The sequence below is a fragment of the Bradyrhizobium uaiense genome (assembly GCF_010811875.1).
Classification (GTDB): Bacteria; Pseudomonadota; Alphaproteobacteria; order Rhizobiales; family Xanthobacteraceae; genus Bradyrhizobium; species Bradyrhizobium uaiense.
This window is the reverse complement of record NZ_VKHP01000054.1, coordinates 1-14,622: the sequence shown is the minus strand read 5'-3', so window position 1 is coordinate 14,622 and position 14,622 is coordinate 1. Positions and strand designations below refer to the sequence as shown.

Genomic DNA, 14,622 nt, shown 5'->3' with positions numbered 1-14,622 from the left:
TCAGAACGGAAATGGGAATTCACGGACGGGGGCCTTGTCGTCAAAGCCGACGCCTGTCGCCGGCCCCTTGCGGTAATGGCCATTGTATTGGCCGATGTAGCGGCCGCTTGGAGTGCGACAGGCGAGATCGTCGCGCCCCGCAGGCATCGGCCGGCGCTCGTGATATCGCGTTCGGTGACAGTTGCAGTCCTGATCGCAGACCATCCTGATCCGGACAACCGACGGCCGCCAAGCGCGATCGGCGGCAGGGCCGGCGGGACTGCCCAGCGCGAGCGCAATCTGGGCAACGCCGATGATCAGATCAATCATGACCGTATCCCCCTATTGCGGAGCGATGGGCCACGCATCGCGCAGCCGCTCGCAGTCGAACCGGAAACGATCGCCACGGCGGAGCGTAGCCTGCCACGGCGCACTCCTGGCAAACGTCGAATCGACGGTTTGGCCGTCCGGATAGGTGATCCGAACGGTGGACTTGTGCAGCCAGGAGCCGATCGGAGCATAGGGAAGCTCCTCGGATCGCAGCACCTCGGCGCGGCAACGCGCTGGGGATGCCGCGGAGGCTGCGGCGCCCGAGAGAACGGTCAATCCCAGGATGACCACGGAGAGCGTGCCGAATTTCATTGCAGCTTGCCCTTTGAATGAGCGGGTTGTCATAAGGCCGCCGCACCGCACAAAGTTGTGCAGATGCTTATTTTATCTTCAGATTCGTGCTATATATCGACTCGGACAGAGTGATGGCTGGCACGCATATGCGGTTTCTCGGTCTCGTTCTAAGGACGCTCTTTCTACTGGTCGTGGTGGTGACAACGGCCCGGGTGGCTATGCCCCAGAATGAGAGCTTTGCGACTTTGTACGACACCCCCGCTGACCTGTTCCGCATCCTGATCGGCGCCGCCGTCTGCTTCTTCATTTGCATCCAGATATTCCGGTATTCCCGCGATCCCGCTGACATGCGCAAATGGGTTCCGATTGGTCTTGCTGTCGTGCCGCTCGCACTGATTTGCGCACGCGTCATCTGGTAACGCAACGGTTCCCCGGCTCCCTGCTCAGCGCTTCATATCCGCACCGAGCCGTCGGATCGGCTCAACGCCTGCGCACCCCTGATCCTCACCATACCCATCCAGCGATCCGGCCCAGCTTTGTCGCGGCTTTCTGGTGGTTGGCGATGCGCCGCCACGCCGGCGATCACGTGGATCTGAAGGAAGGCTGCGAAGATAATCTTTACAGTTTACCTTCATATATGCCATTCTCACCGGCATGAACAATTCACCGGCCCGTACCGGCTCGGCGCGCACCTCCGCGCTCGCCGAAGACCTCCGCCTGCTGATTGGAAAGCTGAAGCGTCGGCTGCGCGAGCAAGGCCAGCGTGAGGACCTGCCGCCGTCCCAGGTCGCGGTGCTGCTGCGTCTCGAGAAGGGCGGCCCCGCGACCGTGTCCAGCCTGGCGCGGTCGGAGGGGATGCGTCCGCAGTCGATGAGCTCGGCGATATCGGCGCTCGAGGCCGCGGGCCTGGTCCGCGGCGCGCCCGATCCGGACGACGGCCGGCAGACCATCATGTCGCTCACCGAGACCTGCCGCGAGCGGCTGCGCACCGGCCGCGCCGCGCGGCAGGACTGGCTGTCGCGCACCATCGCCACGCGGCTGTCGGCGCGGGAGCAGGACGAACTCGCCGCCGCCGTCGGCCTCCTGAAGCGGCTGGTCGAGGATTGATGCCCGCCGCGCCGATCGCGAGAAACATCGGCTGAAAGGAAACGATCATGGCCCTGACGACGCTCGATCCGATCACCGCCCTCATTGTCGTCGATCTGCAATCAGGCCTCGTCGGCGCGCCCTTCATCCATCCGTTCGCCGACGTCGTGGCGCGCGCCTGCGACCTCATCACAGCGTTTCGGCAACGCCGACTGCCGATCGCGCTGGTCAATGTCGACGGCACAGCGCCCGGACGAACCGAGCGCCCGCGCCCCGGCGGCGCATTTCCCGATGGCTGGACCGAGCTGATCCCGGAGCTCGACCGGCAAGCGAGCGACATCGTCGTCACCAAGCGGACATGGGGCGCGTTCGCCAGCACCGATCTCGAGACCCGGCTGCGCGCCCGCGGTGTCACCCATGTCGTGATCGCCGGCGTTGCCACCGGCACCGGCGTCGAATCAACCGCAAGGCAGGCCTATGAGGCCGGTTTCAACGTCACGCTCGCGATCGACGCCATGACCGATGCGCGGCCGAACGCCCATGACTACAGCATCGAACACGTATTCCCGCGGCTCGGCGAAACCGGCTCGACGCAAGCGATCATCAATCTCCTTGAAAGGACCAACGCCCATGAACTGGCATGACCTCGTCGCCTACTTTTTCGGCGGCGCGTTCCTCACCAACGCGATCCCCCACGTCGTCGCCGGCATGATGGGCAAAGCGTTCCAGAGCCCGTTCGCAAAGCCGCCGGGCGAAGGCCTGTCGTCATCGACCGTCAACATCGTGTGGGGCTTCTTCAACCTCGCCGTCGGATATCTGCTGGTCTGCCGCGTCGGCGACTTCGGCCTCCGAACCACCAGCGACGTCGCCGCACTCGGCCTCGGCGGTCTCCTGATCGGCCTGTTCCTGGCGCGGCGGTTCGGACGGTTTCACGGCGGCAATGATCCTCAGCGAACATGAGACGCATCTTTCGATCGCTGGCGAGCTTCAACTACCGGGTCTGGGCAGCCGGCGCGCTGGTGTCCAACATCGGCACCTGGATGCAGCGCGCGGCGCAGGACTGGCTGGTTCTCACCCAGCTCACCAACCACAGCGCCTCCGCCGTCGGCATCGTGATGGCGCTGCAGTTCGGCCCACAGCTGCTGCTGATGCCCTGGTCCGGCCTCGCCGCCGATCGCTTCAACCAACGGCGGCTCCTGATGGCGACGCAGGCGACGATGGGCACGCTGTCGCTCATCCTCGGCATTCTCACCGTTACCGGGCTGGTGCAGCTCTGGCACGTCTATGTGTTTGCATTTCTTTTCGGCTGCAGCGCTGCGCTTGACGCTCCGGTCCGCCAGACCTTCGTGGCCGAGCTGGTCGGCGATCGAGACCTGTCGAACGCCATCGCGCTGAACTCGACCTCGTTCAATGCCGCGCGCATGGTCGGCCCCGCGATGGCCGGCCTGCTCATCGCCTCGGTCGGCACCGGCTGGGCGTTCCTGTTCAACGGGGCGTCCTTCATGGCGGTGCTGACGTCGCTGAGCCTGCTGCGCAAATCCGAGCTCCGACCGAATGCGCGCGCACCCCGCACCAGGGGCGGCATCACGGAAGGATTTCAGTATGTCTGGTCGCGCCCCGATCTCAGGGCGACCCTGGTCATGCTGTTTCTGATCGGCACCTTCGGGCTGAATTTTCCGATCTTCATCTCGACCATGGCGGTCGGCGTCTTCCATACCGACGCGCGCGGTTTTGGCTTGTTGTCATCGATGATGGCGATCGGAACGATGTCGGGAGCATTGCTGGCCGCGACCCGCGACCAGCCGCGCTTTGTCGCGCTGATGCTGGGCTCCGCGATTTTCGGCGTCGGCTGCACGCTGGCTGCGCTGGCGCCGAACTACTGGCTGTTTGCCGCCGCCCTCGTCGTGATCGGCATCGCCTCGCTGACGATCCTGAACACCTCGAATGCGCTGATGCAGCTCTCGACCGAGCCTGCGATGCGCGGACGCGTGATGGCACTGCGGCTCGGCGTTGCGCTGGGTGGTACGCCGATCGGCGCACCGATCGTCGGCTGGGTCGCCGATCATCTCGGCCCGCGCTGGGCACTCGGCGTCGGCGCTGCCGCGGGCTTTGCCGCGGCACTCGTCGCACTCGGCATGCTCGCGCAGGCGAACGCCGCAGCCGGACATGGCAGCGGACATGGCAGCCTGCCGCCGGCCGAATGACGGACCGTCCTTGCTCGGCGGCGTGACGTTGCCCGGGCCTCAGACGACAGCGATCATCACAAGACCACCTCGATCAGACGCGGACCGCGATGTTTCATCGCGCTGCCAAGCTGATTCGCGAATTCCTCCACCGATGTTGCGCGGGTCGACTCCACGCCCATGCCGGACCCCAGCTTGACCCAATCGAGCTCGGGATTGTGCAGGTCGAGCATCGAAAACGCCTTGGGTCCGGGATCGCCGGCGCCGACCCGTCCGAGCTCGATATTGAGGATCGCGTAGGAGCGATTGGCAAACACCACCGTGGTGACGTCGAGTGCCTCCCGTGCCTGCGTCCACAACGCCTGCAGCGTATACATCGCGCCGCCATCGCCGTGCAGACAGACGACCTTCCGGTCCGGGCACGCGACCGCCGCTCCCGTCGCGAGCGGGATGCCCTGCCCGATCGCACCTCCAGTCAGGGTCAGATGATCGTGCGGCTCGATCGCAGCCGCGAACCGATGGACGCCGCCACCTGCCGTTGCGCCTTCGTCGGAGATGATCGCGCCCTCCGGAAGATAATGGGCGATGACCTGCCCGGCCGTGCGCGCATCGAGCGGCCCGGCCGGAATATCCGGCTTGTTCAATGTGTCGGTATCGAGCCGCTGATGGGTGGCCTTCAAGGTGTCGGCGAGCGCCTCCAGGGCCGCCGTACCATCCTCATGCGCGTGAGCCAGATAGAGAATCCGGCAATCCTCCGGCGTGCACCAGGACGGCTTGTTCGGATAGGCGAAGAAGCTGACCGGAGGCTTGGCGCCGACCAGGATGAGCTGCTCCGTTCCTCTCATGAACTCGACAATCTGCTCGGCGAAATAGGGAATGCGCTCGATCCGCGCACGGCCGGCGCCGCGCTGGCAGCGTGGCGCAAAGGTGTCGCAGGCGATCCGCGCGCCGATTGCTGCGGCGATCCGGCCGGCCGCATTGAGACCGCGCTCCTTCAGCGCGGCGCCGCGGATCAGCAACACGGACTTCTTTCCCGATCGGAGCGCGATTGCGGCCTGGTCGATGGCCTCGGTCGAAACCTGCGCCGGCATCGGCTTGGGCAGGGCCGGCGCGGGACGGTCCGCCTCCAGCCACGCGGTGTCGGCGGGCAGGATCAAGGTCGCGATCTGGCCAGGATATTGCAGCGCCGCCTGCACGGCGAGCGCGCCATCCGCGGCGACCGTGCGCGCGCTTGCCGACGAATGCACCCAGGCGGAGACCGGCCGCGCGAAACCGTGGACGTCGGAGGCGAGCGGCGCATCATATTGTGCGTGATAGGTCGCGTGATCGCCGACGATGTTGACGAGCGGCGTGGCGGCGCGGCGCGCGTTGTGGAGATTGGCGAGCCCGTTTGCGAGCCCCGGCCCGAGATGCAGCAGCGTTGCGGCCGGCTTCTCGGCCATGCGGCCATAACCGTCGGCCATGCCGGTCACCGCGCCTTCGAACAGGCCAAGCACGGTGCGCATACCATCCACCCGGTCGAGCGCCGCCACGAAGTGCATTTCCGACGTGCCGGGATTGCCGAAGCAGACCTCGACACCCGATCCGACCAGCGTCCGCAAAAGACTTTCCGCCCCGTTCATGCCGCTTCTCCGTCGTTAGCCTGCTGCAACTCTTGGCGTTTGCGTTGATCAGACGAAGGCGCTCAATCCCGTGATCGACTTGCCGACGATCAGGGTGTTCATCTCGCGGGTGCCCTCATAGGAATAGATCGCCTCGGCGTCCGCGACGAAGCGGCCGATATGATTTTCGAGCAGGATGCCGTTGCCGCCGAGCAGCTCGCGGGCATAGCCGACGCTCTCGCGGCATTTGACGGTGCAGAACGCCTTCGCCAGCGAAGCGTGCTCGTCCAGCATCACGCCCTCGTCCTGCATCTGGCCGAGCCGTAGCATCATCGCCTGGGTCGCAGTGACGTTGCCGAGCATCCTGACCAGGAGATCCTGCACCAGCTGGAAGCCGCCGATCGGCTTGCCGAACTGCCGCCGCTCGGTCGCATAACGCAGCGCATGCTCATAGGCGCCCATCGCGCAGCCCACGGCGAACCACGCCACGCCGGTGCGGGTCATGCGCAGCACCTTGGCCGTGTCCTTGAACGTGTTGGCGTTCTGCAGACGATCCGCCTCGGGAACACGGCAATCCTTCAGGGTGATCAGGCCGTTCTGCACCACGCGCAGCGCCATCTTGGTCTTGATCTTCTCGACCGAGAAGCCGGGATTGTCCTTCGTCACGACAAAGCCCTTGACCTGGTTCGAGGTCTCCTCGCGCGCCCAGATCACGTTGATGTCGGCGAAGGTGGCATTACCGATCCACTTCTTTTGTCCATTGAGAATCCAGACGTCGCCCTCGCGTCGGCAGGTGGTCAGCATCCCGCCCGACGTCGCGGAGCCGACCAGCGGCTCGGTGAGACCGAACGAGCCGATCTTCTCGAAGCGCATCATCGCAGGCAGCCAGCGTTGCTTCTGCGCTTCGTCGCCGCACAGATAGATCGAGCCCGCCGAAAGCCCGGTATGTACGCCCCAGAAGGTCGCGACCGAGGAATCCACGCGCGCCAATTCCATCGCGACGAAGCCGTTCAGCAGCCAGCTGCCGCCGGCGGCGCCATAGCCCTGGTAGCCGACGCCGCCGATGCCGATCTCGGCCATCTTCGGGATGATCGCGAACGGAAACTCGTCGCGGCCCCAGAATTCCTCGATGACCGGCGCCACCACGCCTTCGGTGAACTCGCGCACGCGCCGCAGCAGCGCGCGCTCCGTCTCGTTCAGGACGTTGGCAATGCCATAAAAATCGCCGTTGATCGGCGGTGGCGCGTAGTCCGGCCTCGACGTCCGTGTTGCCTGCGCGTTAACCATGGTGTCCTCCCTGATGCCTGGCGAGGCCTTGCTTGATCTGTCGTGATGCCGGCAGACGATCTCAGGTCGACTTGTTCGGACGGACGCTGGCGCGGAACTCTTCGAAGTTCTCCTTCATCCGGTCCTGGATGATCTTGACCGCATCGGTGGTCGACTGCCGTGCCGTCGACGCGCTGTCCTGTGCGCCCTTGACCGCAATATCGAACACTTTCCGTGCGAACTCGGTCTGCAAGGCGAGGTTCTCATGGACCTTGCCGAGCGGCTTGTATTCGCGCGCCAGTGTCGAGGCCTCGCGCAAGCCCGCCTCCAGCACCTCGCGCTGCTTCTGCGCCACCGATTGCGCACCTTGCGCCGCCACTTTCGCGCTCTGGCCGAGCGCCTCGAGATTCTTCTTCTGGCTCTGGAGCAGTTCGTCCACGTTCAGCTTCGGCAAGCCGAGATCACTACCGAACTTCCGCAGCATATCGATGTATGAGCTGTTATCCGTCATGATGTCCTCCCTGTGGTTACGATTTCTGCCGCCGCTCTCCGGACGTTGGAACGAGATCCCTGAGGTAGCTGGTCGTGCGCGAGAGCAGGGTCGACGGCGCGACCTGACGGCTCTCGTCGGCGAGAAAGGCCTCGATCAGCCGGGCGGTCTCCGCCGGCCGCGTCACCATGAACAGGTGCCCGTCGTCGATCAGCTGCAGTTCGGCGTTCGGGATCAGGCTCGCCATGATGTGGCCGTTGATCGGAGGCACCAGCGGATCGTCGCCTCCCATCAGGATCAGCGTCGGCTGCGGCAGCGACCACAGCCACGGCAGGCTGGTCCAGCCGGTCATCGCGAGCAACTGATAGAAGTAGCCCGCACTGCGCGCGCCGTGCATCGCCGCCGCATGCCGGCCGATCAGGGACGGATCGTCGCGGAACGCGCCGCCATAGATGTCGGCGGCAATGCTCTTCATGTAGCCCTTGTCGGTGTAGCGGCGCGGCGTCGCCATCTTCCACAGCACCGAGGGGCTTGCCGGCACCATGGTGAAACCGGGCGCGGTCGCGGCGAGCACGAGCCGACGGCAGCGTTTCGGAAACTGATGCGCGAATTGCTGCGCGATCCCGCCGCCCCACGACACGCCGGCGACGTCGACCACGGCGTAGCCCAGGGCCGCGACGAGCTCGGCCGCAAGCCGCGCCAGCGTCGACGGGCGATAGGGCCACGCCGGCCTTGGTGATCCGCCGACACCGGGCACGTCGAAGATGATTGCTGACGTGCCGGTAAGCGCGTCGAGGAACGGCTTCGCGAGCTCCCAGTTGGCGCCGATGCCGTTGAACAGCAGGAGCGGCGGCCCGTTGCCGTCGCCGTGCCGGATCGCGACCTGAAGCATTTGCCCATCGATCGTGACCTGCCGGGTCTCGATCGTGCCGCGCTGCGCAGCCGCCGCAGGCCCGGCCTTGTCGGCGCTGGTGACATCCTCAGTCAAAGACATAGGTCCCCGGAGCCGCACCCAGCGTCGGATAGCGCGCGCTGCCGAGAGAGCTCGGCGCGCTGATCTCGTCGCCCGAGCGCGGCTGCAGCCAGTCGCGCCAGTCGAGCCACCAGCTGCCCTTGCGCTTCTCGGCAGAGGCCATGAACGCATCAGGCTTGTCGTTGGAGATCGGCCCGATCATGAAAGATGCCTTCGGGTTGCTCGGCGGATTGAGCAGGCTCTGCAAATGCCCGCTGTTCGACAGCACGAAGGTGGTGCCCTCACCCATGATCTGCGCCGTCTTGTAGACGCCCTTCCACGGCGTGATGTGATCGGTCACCCCGGCGACGACGTAGCTGTCGGCCTTGACCTTGCTCATGTCGATGGTCTTGTCGTTGAGCGTCAGCTTGCCGGCGTTGACGAACGGGTTCGAGAAATAGAGATCAAGATAGTCGCCGTGCAGCGCCGCCGGCAGCCGCGTCGTGTCGGCGTTCCAGTACAGGATGTCGAAGGCGGGCGGCTGGTTGCCGAGCAGATAGTTGTTGACCCAGTAGTTCCAGATCAGGTCGTTGGGCCGCATCCAGGCGAACATCCGCGCCAGATCATGGCCGTCGACGATGCCGCGCAGCTGCGACGACGCCTTCGCCGCCCGCATGGTCTCCGGCGTCATCAGGCAGCCGAACGTGCTCTCCTCGGCCGAGTTGGGATCGAGCAGGCAGACCGCCAGCACCAGGTTCTTGATCTTCTTCTCGGCGGCGGAGCCGAGCGTCGCGAAATAGGCTGTCGAGGTGATGCCGCCGGAGCAGGATCCCATCATCGAGATGTCCTCGCTGCCGGAAATCTCGCGCGCAGCGTCGACCGCCTCGTCGAGCGCCGCAACATAGGTGTCGAGCCCCCAGTCGCGATGCGCCGCCGTCGGGTTGCGCCAGCTCACCGCAAAGACCTGGATGCCGCTCTCGAGCAGGAAACGGACCATGCTCTTGTCCGGCGACAGGTCGAGCGCGTAGTACTTGTTGATCTGAGGCGGCGTGATCAGAAGCGGCCGCTTCCTGACCGTCGGCGTGGTCGGGGTGTACTGGATCAACTCCAGCAGCTCGTTGCGGAAGATCACCGCGCCCGGCGTGGTCGCGAGGTTCTCGCCGACCTTGAAGGCGCTCGTGTCCACCATCGACGGCATGCCGCGATTCTGCGTCAGATCGCCGATATAGTTCTTCAGCCCGCTCCACAGGCTCTGCCCGCCGGTGTCGATGAACTTGCGGACTGCTGCCGGATTGGTGAGCATCGTGTTGGTCGGCGCGACCGCGTCGATCAGGATGTCAGTGATCAGATGCGCGCGCTGCTTGTCGATGTCGCTGAGACTGGTCTTGTCGACCAGGCCGTTGACCGCTTCGCCCCACGCCAGATAGGTCTTGAGCAGGCTGCTATGCAGCGAGCTCTCCTTCCAAGTCTGGTCCGCAAACCGTCTGTCGCCCGACTTCGGGGCGCGCTCGGACTTGCCGGCGACGATCGAGCCGAGCTCGCCGACAAAGGACAGCCATTGTTCGGTCGCCACCTTCGGTTCGTTGATGACCGCCTTGAACAGGATGCCGGCGCTCTCGACCAGATCCTGGCCCTGAATGCCGACCAGTGGATTGAGCGCCAGCGTGGTCCGCGACGCGGCCTCGGACATGTCGGAGGCCGGCGAATCCGGGCTGCGATTTTCCGCACTCATTGTCTTGCTCCCGCTGCGGGAATCAGAAGCGCCAGCGTTTCGGCGATCAAGGCCGGCTTCTCCGATCCTTCGACCTCGAGCGTATTCAGGGTCTTCATGATCACCTGGCCGCCGTCCCGCGGCTCGATGCCGGACAGCACGACGCGCAGCCTCACCTTCGCGCCTGACGGCACCGGCGCCAGGAAGCGCACCTTGTCGACCCCGTAGTTCAGCCCCGCGGCGGCATCGCGCGGAATGATCCCGACCTGCATCGCCAGCGGCGCCACCATCGCCAGCGTCAGGTAGCCATGCGCGATCGGACCGCGGAACGGGCTCTCCCGTTTCGCCCGTTCGACGTCGACGTGAATCCATTGGTGATCGCCGGTGCAGGACGCAAAATTGTCGATGCGCTGCTGATCGATCGCGACCCAGTCGGAAAGTCCGAGCTCCTTTCCGACATGTTCACCCAGCCCGGCCATTGTGAGGTTGCTCATCTCGTTGTCCTCCTCGATCTTTTCTCAGGCGCGCCCGCACCGTCACATGTCGCCGTACTGCTCGCGCAGCTCCTTCTTGTTGATCTTGCCGACGCTGGTCTTGGGAATGCTGTCGATGAACAGGATCTTGCCGGGTATTCCGTATTTCGAGATCACGCCCTTGTCGGCGAACACCTTGAGATGGTCCTTGATGGCATCGTCGCTGAGGCCGTCGGCGCCGGACGGCTTCTTGACCACGAGCGCCAGCGGCCGCTCGCCCCATTTGTCGTCCTTGACGCCGATCACCGCGGCCTCGGCGACGCCGGCGCATTGCGAGATCAGATCCTCGATCTGGAGCGAGGAGACCCATTCGCCGCCGGTCTTGATCACGTCCTTGATCCGGTCCGTGATCTGGACATAGCCTCCCGGGGTGACCACGGCGATATCGCTAGTGTGCAGATAGCCGCCCTCCCAGAGCTGCTCCGAGCCTTCGGGATTGTTGAAATAGCCTTGCGTGAGCCACGGCGCGCGCAACACGATCTCTCCGGCCGACTTGCCGTCATGCGGCACGTCTTTCATGTCGGGGTCGACGATACGCAAATCAACCAGCGGGCCGGCCATGCCGGCGCGGGTGCGGAATTCGACCTCGCCTTCCAGATCGCCGCTGAGATCCCTGGATTGGACATGGGAGACCGCGGCAAGCGGGCCGGTCTCCGACATGCCGTAGCCCGCGAAGATATCGATGCCGGCCTCCATCGCCTGCTTGGCCAGCGCCTTCGGCAACGCAGAGCCGCCGATCACCATCTTGAGACCCTTGAGATCGACCTTGGCCGCGGCGGCGGCGTTGAGCAGCATCTGCAAAATGGTCGGCACGCCATGCGTGAAGGTGACGCCTTCGCTCTTGATCAGCTTGATCAGCATCGCCGGCTCGTAGCGGCCTGGATAGACCTGCTTGGTGCCGGCAAGCGTCGCCGACCACGGGAAGCCCCAGGCATGGACGTGGAACATCGGCGTGATCGGCATGTAGACGTCGTCGCGCGAGAAGCGACCCTGCGAGCCTGCCATGCCGAACAGCGCCAGTCCCGCGATGGTGTGCAGCACGAGCTGGCGGTGGCTGTAATAGACGCCCTTCGGCAAACCGGTGGTGCCGGTCGTGTAGAAGGTGGTGGCCTGAGTGTTCTCGTCGAAATCGGGAAAGTCGTAATCCGGCGAGGCCGCCGCCAGCAGGCTTTCATATTCGCCGATGAAGGACAGGCTGCCGGTCTGCGGCGCCGACCGGTCCGACATCACGATCAGCCGCTTGACCTTCGGCAGCTGCGCCTTGATGCCTTCCAGCAGACCGACGAATTCCTCGTTGACGAGCAGCGTCGTCGCGCCGGCATGATCGATCGTGTAGGCGATCTGCTCGGGCGACAGGCGGACGTTGACCGTCTGCAGCACGGCGCCCATCATCGGAATCGCGAAGAACGCTTCGAGGAAGCGATGGCTGTCCCATTCGAGCACGCCGACGGTGTCGCCGGGCTCGACGCCCGCCTTGCTGAGCGCCGAGGCGAGACGTCCGATGCGTTCTCTGGTCTGCCGATAGGTTTGACGCTTGAGATCGCGGTAGACGATCTCCTGATCCGGCGCCTGCACGCGCGGCGTGTGCCACAGCTGCTTGAAGATGAGCGGATAGTCATAAGCGGATTTGGCAGTCTGAATCAGCCTTCCAACCATGGAAGCCTCCCTCGACCTGGCATGTCCTCCGACCGTGACGTCCGCAGTTCTTGAGCGCGCGGATCGCGTGGTCTGCCGTCTTGCGTCGCGACGGTTTGACCGTGTGACACTAGAACGAAGCCTCGCGTGACGCCCGAGATTTGTGAAGGTCCGAAACGGTCATCGCAGGGGTCTCAACCGGACAAGGTGCTCTCATCAGCGGCAGCGGTCTTTACCGAAATTGCTCTCGTGCCGTCCCCATCGTGATTTTGCCGCTCCGATTTTTTGCTGCTGCGCAACAAGGCGGCCCCATTGATAGGTCTTGGGTTGTGGCGCGAACCGGCTATGTTCCAAGGAGTCGGCGAGCGGACATCCGCTCAGGCCAAGTTTGCGGCGCTTCGGGACCCAGGGAAAGGCTGCTTCACTTTGCAACCAACCATGCGACTGAAGAAGCCTTTGGGCTCCCGGCACGATATCCTGACTGTCGGCACCAGCGACAAGGTCTATGAGACAACCAAGCTCGGCGCGGTCTTCGACATGCTGGCCGGCGCCGGCGTCCCGGCCGACGCCATCCTGCGCGACACCAAGATTCCGCTGGCCGACGTCCATTCTCCGCAAGCGCGGATCTCGCTGACGCAACTGACGAAGGTCTGCCAGAACGCGTTGCGCCTGTCGACCGACCGTCATCTGCCCTATCGCATCGGCGCATCGATCCACATCTCGACATACGGAATGTACGGCTATGCGCTGCTCTGCTGCCCGGACTTCCGCAAGGCAATGGAGTTTGCGATGCGCTACCACGCGCTCGCGGCGCCGCTGGCGACGATCGACTTCACCGAGGACAAGGCCTCTGCGAGATGGACCATCGAGCCCAATCTGCACGCGCAGGCCGATTCCGCGCTTTACCGGTTCGTCACCGAGATGCAGATCGGCATCCACATCTCGTTGATGCGCGACATCATGGGGTCGGGCTTCGCCCCCACCGAAATCACGCTCGCCTATTCGCAAGGACCGGACTTCGAACTTCCGCTCGATCATGTGGGATGCCCGGTGCGCTTCGATCAGCCGGCCAGCCAGATCGTCTTCAAGGCGCAATGGCTGGATCGGAGCGCGGATCTCGGCAACAAGACGACCTATCCAACCATCGTGGCGCTCTGCGACGATTTGCTCGGGGATTTGAGACTGCGGACCGGCGTTGCCGGAAAAATTCGTGCCATTCTGCTTCGCGACATCGCAAATCCCCCGACTTTCGAAGCCATCGCGAAGCTGCTCGGCGTGAACGACCGATCGTTGCGTCGCCAGCTTCGTCTGCAAGGCTTTTCGTTTCGGGGGCTGCACGACGAGCTGCGGACCCAGATTGCCCTGAAATATCTCCGCAACACGACGCTGGCCAACGACGATATCGCCTTGGCACTCGGCTTCAGCGACGCGGCAAACTTCAGGCGCGCGTTCCACCGGTGGACGAACAAGGCACCGAGCGATATCCGCGGCGAATGATCGCAAGCTGCGATCCCTCACCGCCTCACCGGGGCAGACACTAATAGGCGTAGGACGTCTTGCCCGGCTGCACGGTCAGCCGAAACGCAACATCGGTCGAGCCATCCATCAGCTCGATCATGTGATCGCACACCAGGCATCGAAACTCGCCTGCGATGCCGCCCTTCGACGTCAACTCGATCCGGCGATAGCCGGCCTGGCAATGGGGGCACGTCACGTCAGATTTTCGCATGGAATCAGCAAGCCGTTGCACGTTCTATTGTCCACATGCCCATCGTCAGAAATGTGACGGCGTCACGATCTGCGAGAAGCAGGCGTCGGGTCGCGTGATCGTTATCGATGACTGAAAACGGGCGCTGGCGGGCGATAGGGAAAGGCGGAGACCCCGAAGTTGCGGCCATATTGCTGCTGCACCGCCGGGACGTTGACCACGCCCACCTTGAGATCTTGCGACTTCGCGTCGATCGGCGGCGTGTTGGTCACGGGCGGATTGACCTGATCGACCTGCTTCTTCAACCGCTCGTTGATGCAGCCAAGCGAGGCTGCATCGCCGCAGCGCTCGGCGGGAGCACTGCCGCCGCCACCTCTTGCCGCAGCCCGGCCGGTGCCGCCACTGGTGTCGCGGTTGAGGTTGACCGTCGGCGGAGGTGCGCCGACGACAATTTCCGGCAGCGGCGTGTGCTGCGGCGTCTGCGTCTGAGCCTGCGCTGGCAGCGCCGACAATCCGGCAGCGGCGATCGCCAAGATGAATGCTTTCATCGGTACTGCTCCTTGCAGAACCAGAACTGTTTCAAACGATAGGAAGCCAAAGGAGGATATCAAGCCGGCGATATCAATGACGGCGGCATAGCCGCTCGTTACTTCCCTCCCCGGGCCTGGATCACAAGCGCATTCAGCCGCGTGTTGAGCGCGACAAGGTCGACGCGTCCGATACGGCCGCCACCGCCGAGGCATTTGCGGCCACATCCGCCGCCGCCGCCGCCACCACCACCACCTGTCTCGTATACACATCGGATACCTCCCACGCTCCACCCTCCAGAAAACCCGGAGGCCGACCAACAAACG

General features: G+C 64.5%; 17 protein-coding genes. 6 read left to right on the top strand and 11 right to left on the bottom strand.

Features of this window, described 5'->3' with window-relative positions:
• Both FNJ47_RS15635 and FNJ47_RS15630 read right to left on the bottom strand, forming a co-directional pair.
• Nucleotides 1–309 carry a hypothetical protein gene (locus FNJ47_RS15635; RefSeq protein WP_163154544.1) on the bottom strand — a complete coding sequence of 103 codons (309 nt, stop codon included), beginning with the start codon at nucleotides 307–309 and terminating at the stop codon, nucleotides 1–3.
• A gap of 12 nt (nucleotides 310–321) precedes the next feature.
• Nucleotides 322–621, bottom strand: a complete 300-nt coding sequence (locus FNJ47_RS15630; protein ID WP_163154542.1) for a hypothetical protein — start codon at nucleotides 619–621, stop codon at nucleotides 322–324.
• Between the two features lie 113 nt (nucleotides 622–734).
• Between FNJ47_RS15630 and FNJ47_RS15625 the strand changes: the two genes are divergently transcribed.
• The 5 genes from FNJ47_RS15625 to FNJ47_RS15605 all read left to right on the top strand — a co-directional run bounded on the left by FNJ47_RS15625 (nucleotide 735) and on the right by FNJ47_RS15605 (nucleotide 3,893).
• Nucleotides 735–1,022 carry a hypothetical protein gene (locus FNJ47_RS15625; protein WP_163154540.1) on the top strand — a complete coding sequence of 96 codons (288 nt, stop codon included), beginning with the start codon at nucleotides 735–737 and terminating at the stop codon, nucleotides 1,020–1,022.
• Between the two features lie 235 nt (nucleotides 1,023–1,257).
• Nucleotides 1,258–1,710, top strand: coding sequence for a MarR family winged helix-turn-helix transcriptional regulator (locus FNJ47_RS15620; protein ID WP_163154538.1), 453 nt, complete (start codon nucleotides 1,258–1,260; stop codon nucleotides 1,708–1,710).
• 47 nt (nucleotides 1,711–1,757) lie between these two features.
• Nucleotides 1,758–2,333, top strand: a complete 576-nt coding sequence (locus FNJ47_RS15615) for an isochorismatase family protein (RefSeq protein ID WP_163154536.1) — start codon at nucleotides 1,758–1,760, stop codon at nucleotides 2,331–2,333.
• Nucleotides 2,320–2,649 carry a hypothetical protein gene (locus FNJ47_RS15610; protein ID WP_163154534.1) on the top strand — a complete coding sequence of 110 codons (330 nt, stop codon included), beginning with the start codon at nucleotides 2,320–2,322 and terminating at the stop codon, nucleotides 2,647–2,649. The genes FNJ47_RS15615 and FNJ47_RS15610 overlap by 14 nt, the downstream gene beginning before the upstream one ends.
• Complete coding sequence (locus FNJ47_RS15605) at nucleotides 2,646–3,893, top strand: MFS transporter (protein WP_163154532.1); 1,248 nt, start codon at nucleotides 2,646–2,648, stop codon at nucleotides 3,891–3,893. The genes FNJ47_RS15610 and FNJ47_RS15605 overlap by 4 nt, the downstream gene beginning before the upstream one ends.
• A 56-nt stretch (nucleotides 3,894–3,949) precedes the next feature.
• On the opposite strand, the gene FNJ47_RS15600 is transcribed toward FNJ47_RS15605, so the two are convergent.
• The 7 genes from FNJ47_RS15600 to FNJ47_RS15570 all read right to left on the bottom strand — a co-directional run bounded on the left by FNJ47_RS15600 (nucleotide 3,950) and on the right by FNJ47_RS15570 (nucleotide 12,081).
• A complete protein-coding gene (locus FNJ47_RS15600) occupies nucleotides 3,950–5,494 on the bottom strand; it encodes an acetolactate synthase large subunit (RefSeq protein WP_163154530.1) in 1,545 nt (514 codons plus the stop codon).
• 48 nt (nucleotides 5,495–5,542) lie between these two features.
• The gene (locus tag FNJ47_RS15595) at nucleotides 5,543–6,760 is read right to left on the bottom strand and encodes an acyl-CoA dehydrogenase family protein (protein ID WP_163154528.1); all 1,218 of its coding nucleotides are present in this window, start codon (nucleotides 6,758–6,760) and stop codon (nucleotides 5,543–5,545) included.
• Between the two features lie 61 nt (nucleotides 6,761–6,821).
• A complete protein-coding gene (locus FNJ47_RS15590) occupies nucleotides 6,822–7,250 on the bottom strand; it encodes a phasin family protein (RefSeq protein WP_163154526.1) in 429 nt (142 codons plus the stop codon).
• A gap of 16 nt (nucleotides 7,251–7,266) precedes the next feature.
• Complete coding sequence (gene phaZ, locus FNJ47_RS15585) at nucleotides 7,267–8,217, bottom strand: poly(3-hydroxyalkanoate) depolymerase (protein WP_235999904.1); 951 nt, start codon at nucleotides 8,215–8,217, stop codon at nucleotides 7,267–7,269.
• The gene (locus tag FNJ47_RS15580) at nucleotides 8,210–9,913 is read right to left on the bottom strand and encodes an alpha/beta fold hydrolase (protein WP_163154516.1); all 1,704 of its coding nucleotides are present in this window, start codon (nucleotides 9,911–9,913) and stop codon (nucleotides 8,210–8,212) included. The genes phaZ and FNJ47_RS15580 overlap by 8 nt, the downstream gene beginning before the upstream one ends.
• The gene (locus tag FNJ47_RS15575) at nucleotides 9,910–10,386 is read right to left on the bottom strand and encodes a MaoC family dehydratase (protein ID WP_163154515.1); all 477 of its coding nucleotides are present in this window, start codon (nucleotides 10,384–10,386) and stop codon (nucleotides 9,910–9,912) included. The genes FNJ47_RS15580 and FNJ47_RS15575 overlap by 4 nt, the downstream gene beginning before the upstream one ends.
• 42 nt (nucleotides 10,387–10,428) lie before the next feature.
• A complete protein-coding gene (locus FNJ47_RS15570) occupies nucleotides 10,429–12,081 on the bottom strand; it encodes a fatty acid--CoA ligase (protein ID WP_163154513.1) in 1,653 nt (550 codons plus the stop codon).
• Nucleotides 12,082–12,498: 417 nt separating this feature from the next.
• Between FNJ47_RS15570 and FNJ47_RS15565 the strand changes: the two genes are divergently transcribed.
• Nucleotides 12,499–13,557 (top strand): AraC family transcriptional regulator, encoded by a 1,059-nt coding sequence (locus FNJ47_RS15565; protein ID WP_163154511.1) that lies wholly within the window; start codon nucleotides 12,499–12,501, stop codon nucleotides 13,555–13,557.
• 40 nt (nucleotides 13,558–13,597) lie between these two features.
• On the opposite strand, the gene FNJ47_RS15560 is transcribed toward FNJ47_RS15565, so the two are convergent.
• Entirely contained in the window at nucleotides 13,598–13,774 is a 177-nt protein-coding gene (locus tag FNJ47_RS15560) for an MJ0042-type zinc finger domain-containing protein (RefSeq protein ID WP_347341672.1), read from the bottom strand.
• Nucleotides 13,775–13,890: 116 nt separating this feature from the next.
• Entirely contained in the window at nucleotides 13,891–14,316 is a 426-nt protein-coding gene (locus FNJ47_RS51245) for a hypothetical protein (RefSeq protein ID WP_235999903.1), read from the bottom strand.
• Between the last annotated feature and the right edge of the window lie 306 nt (nucleotides 14,317–14,622).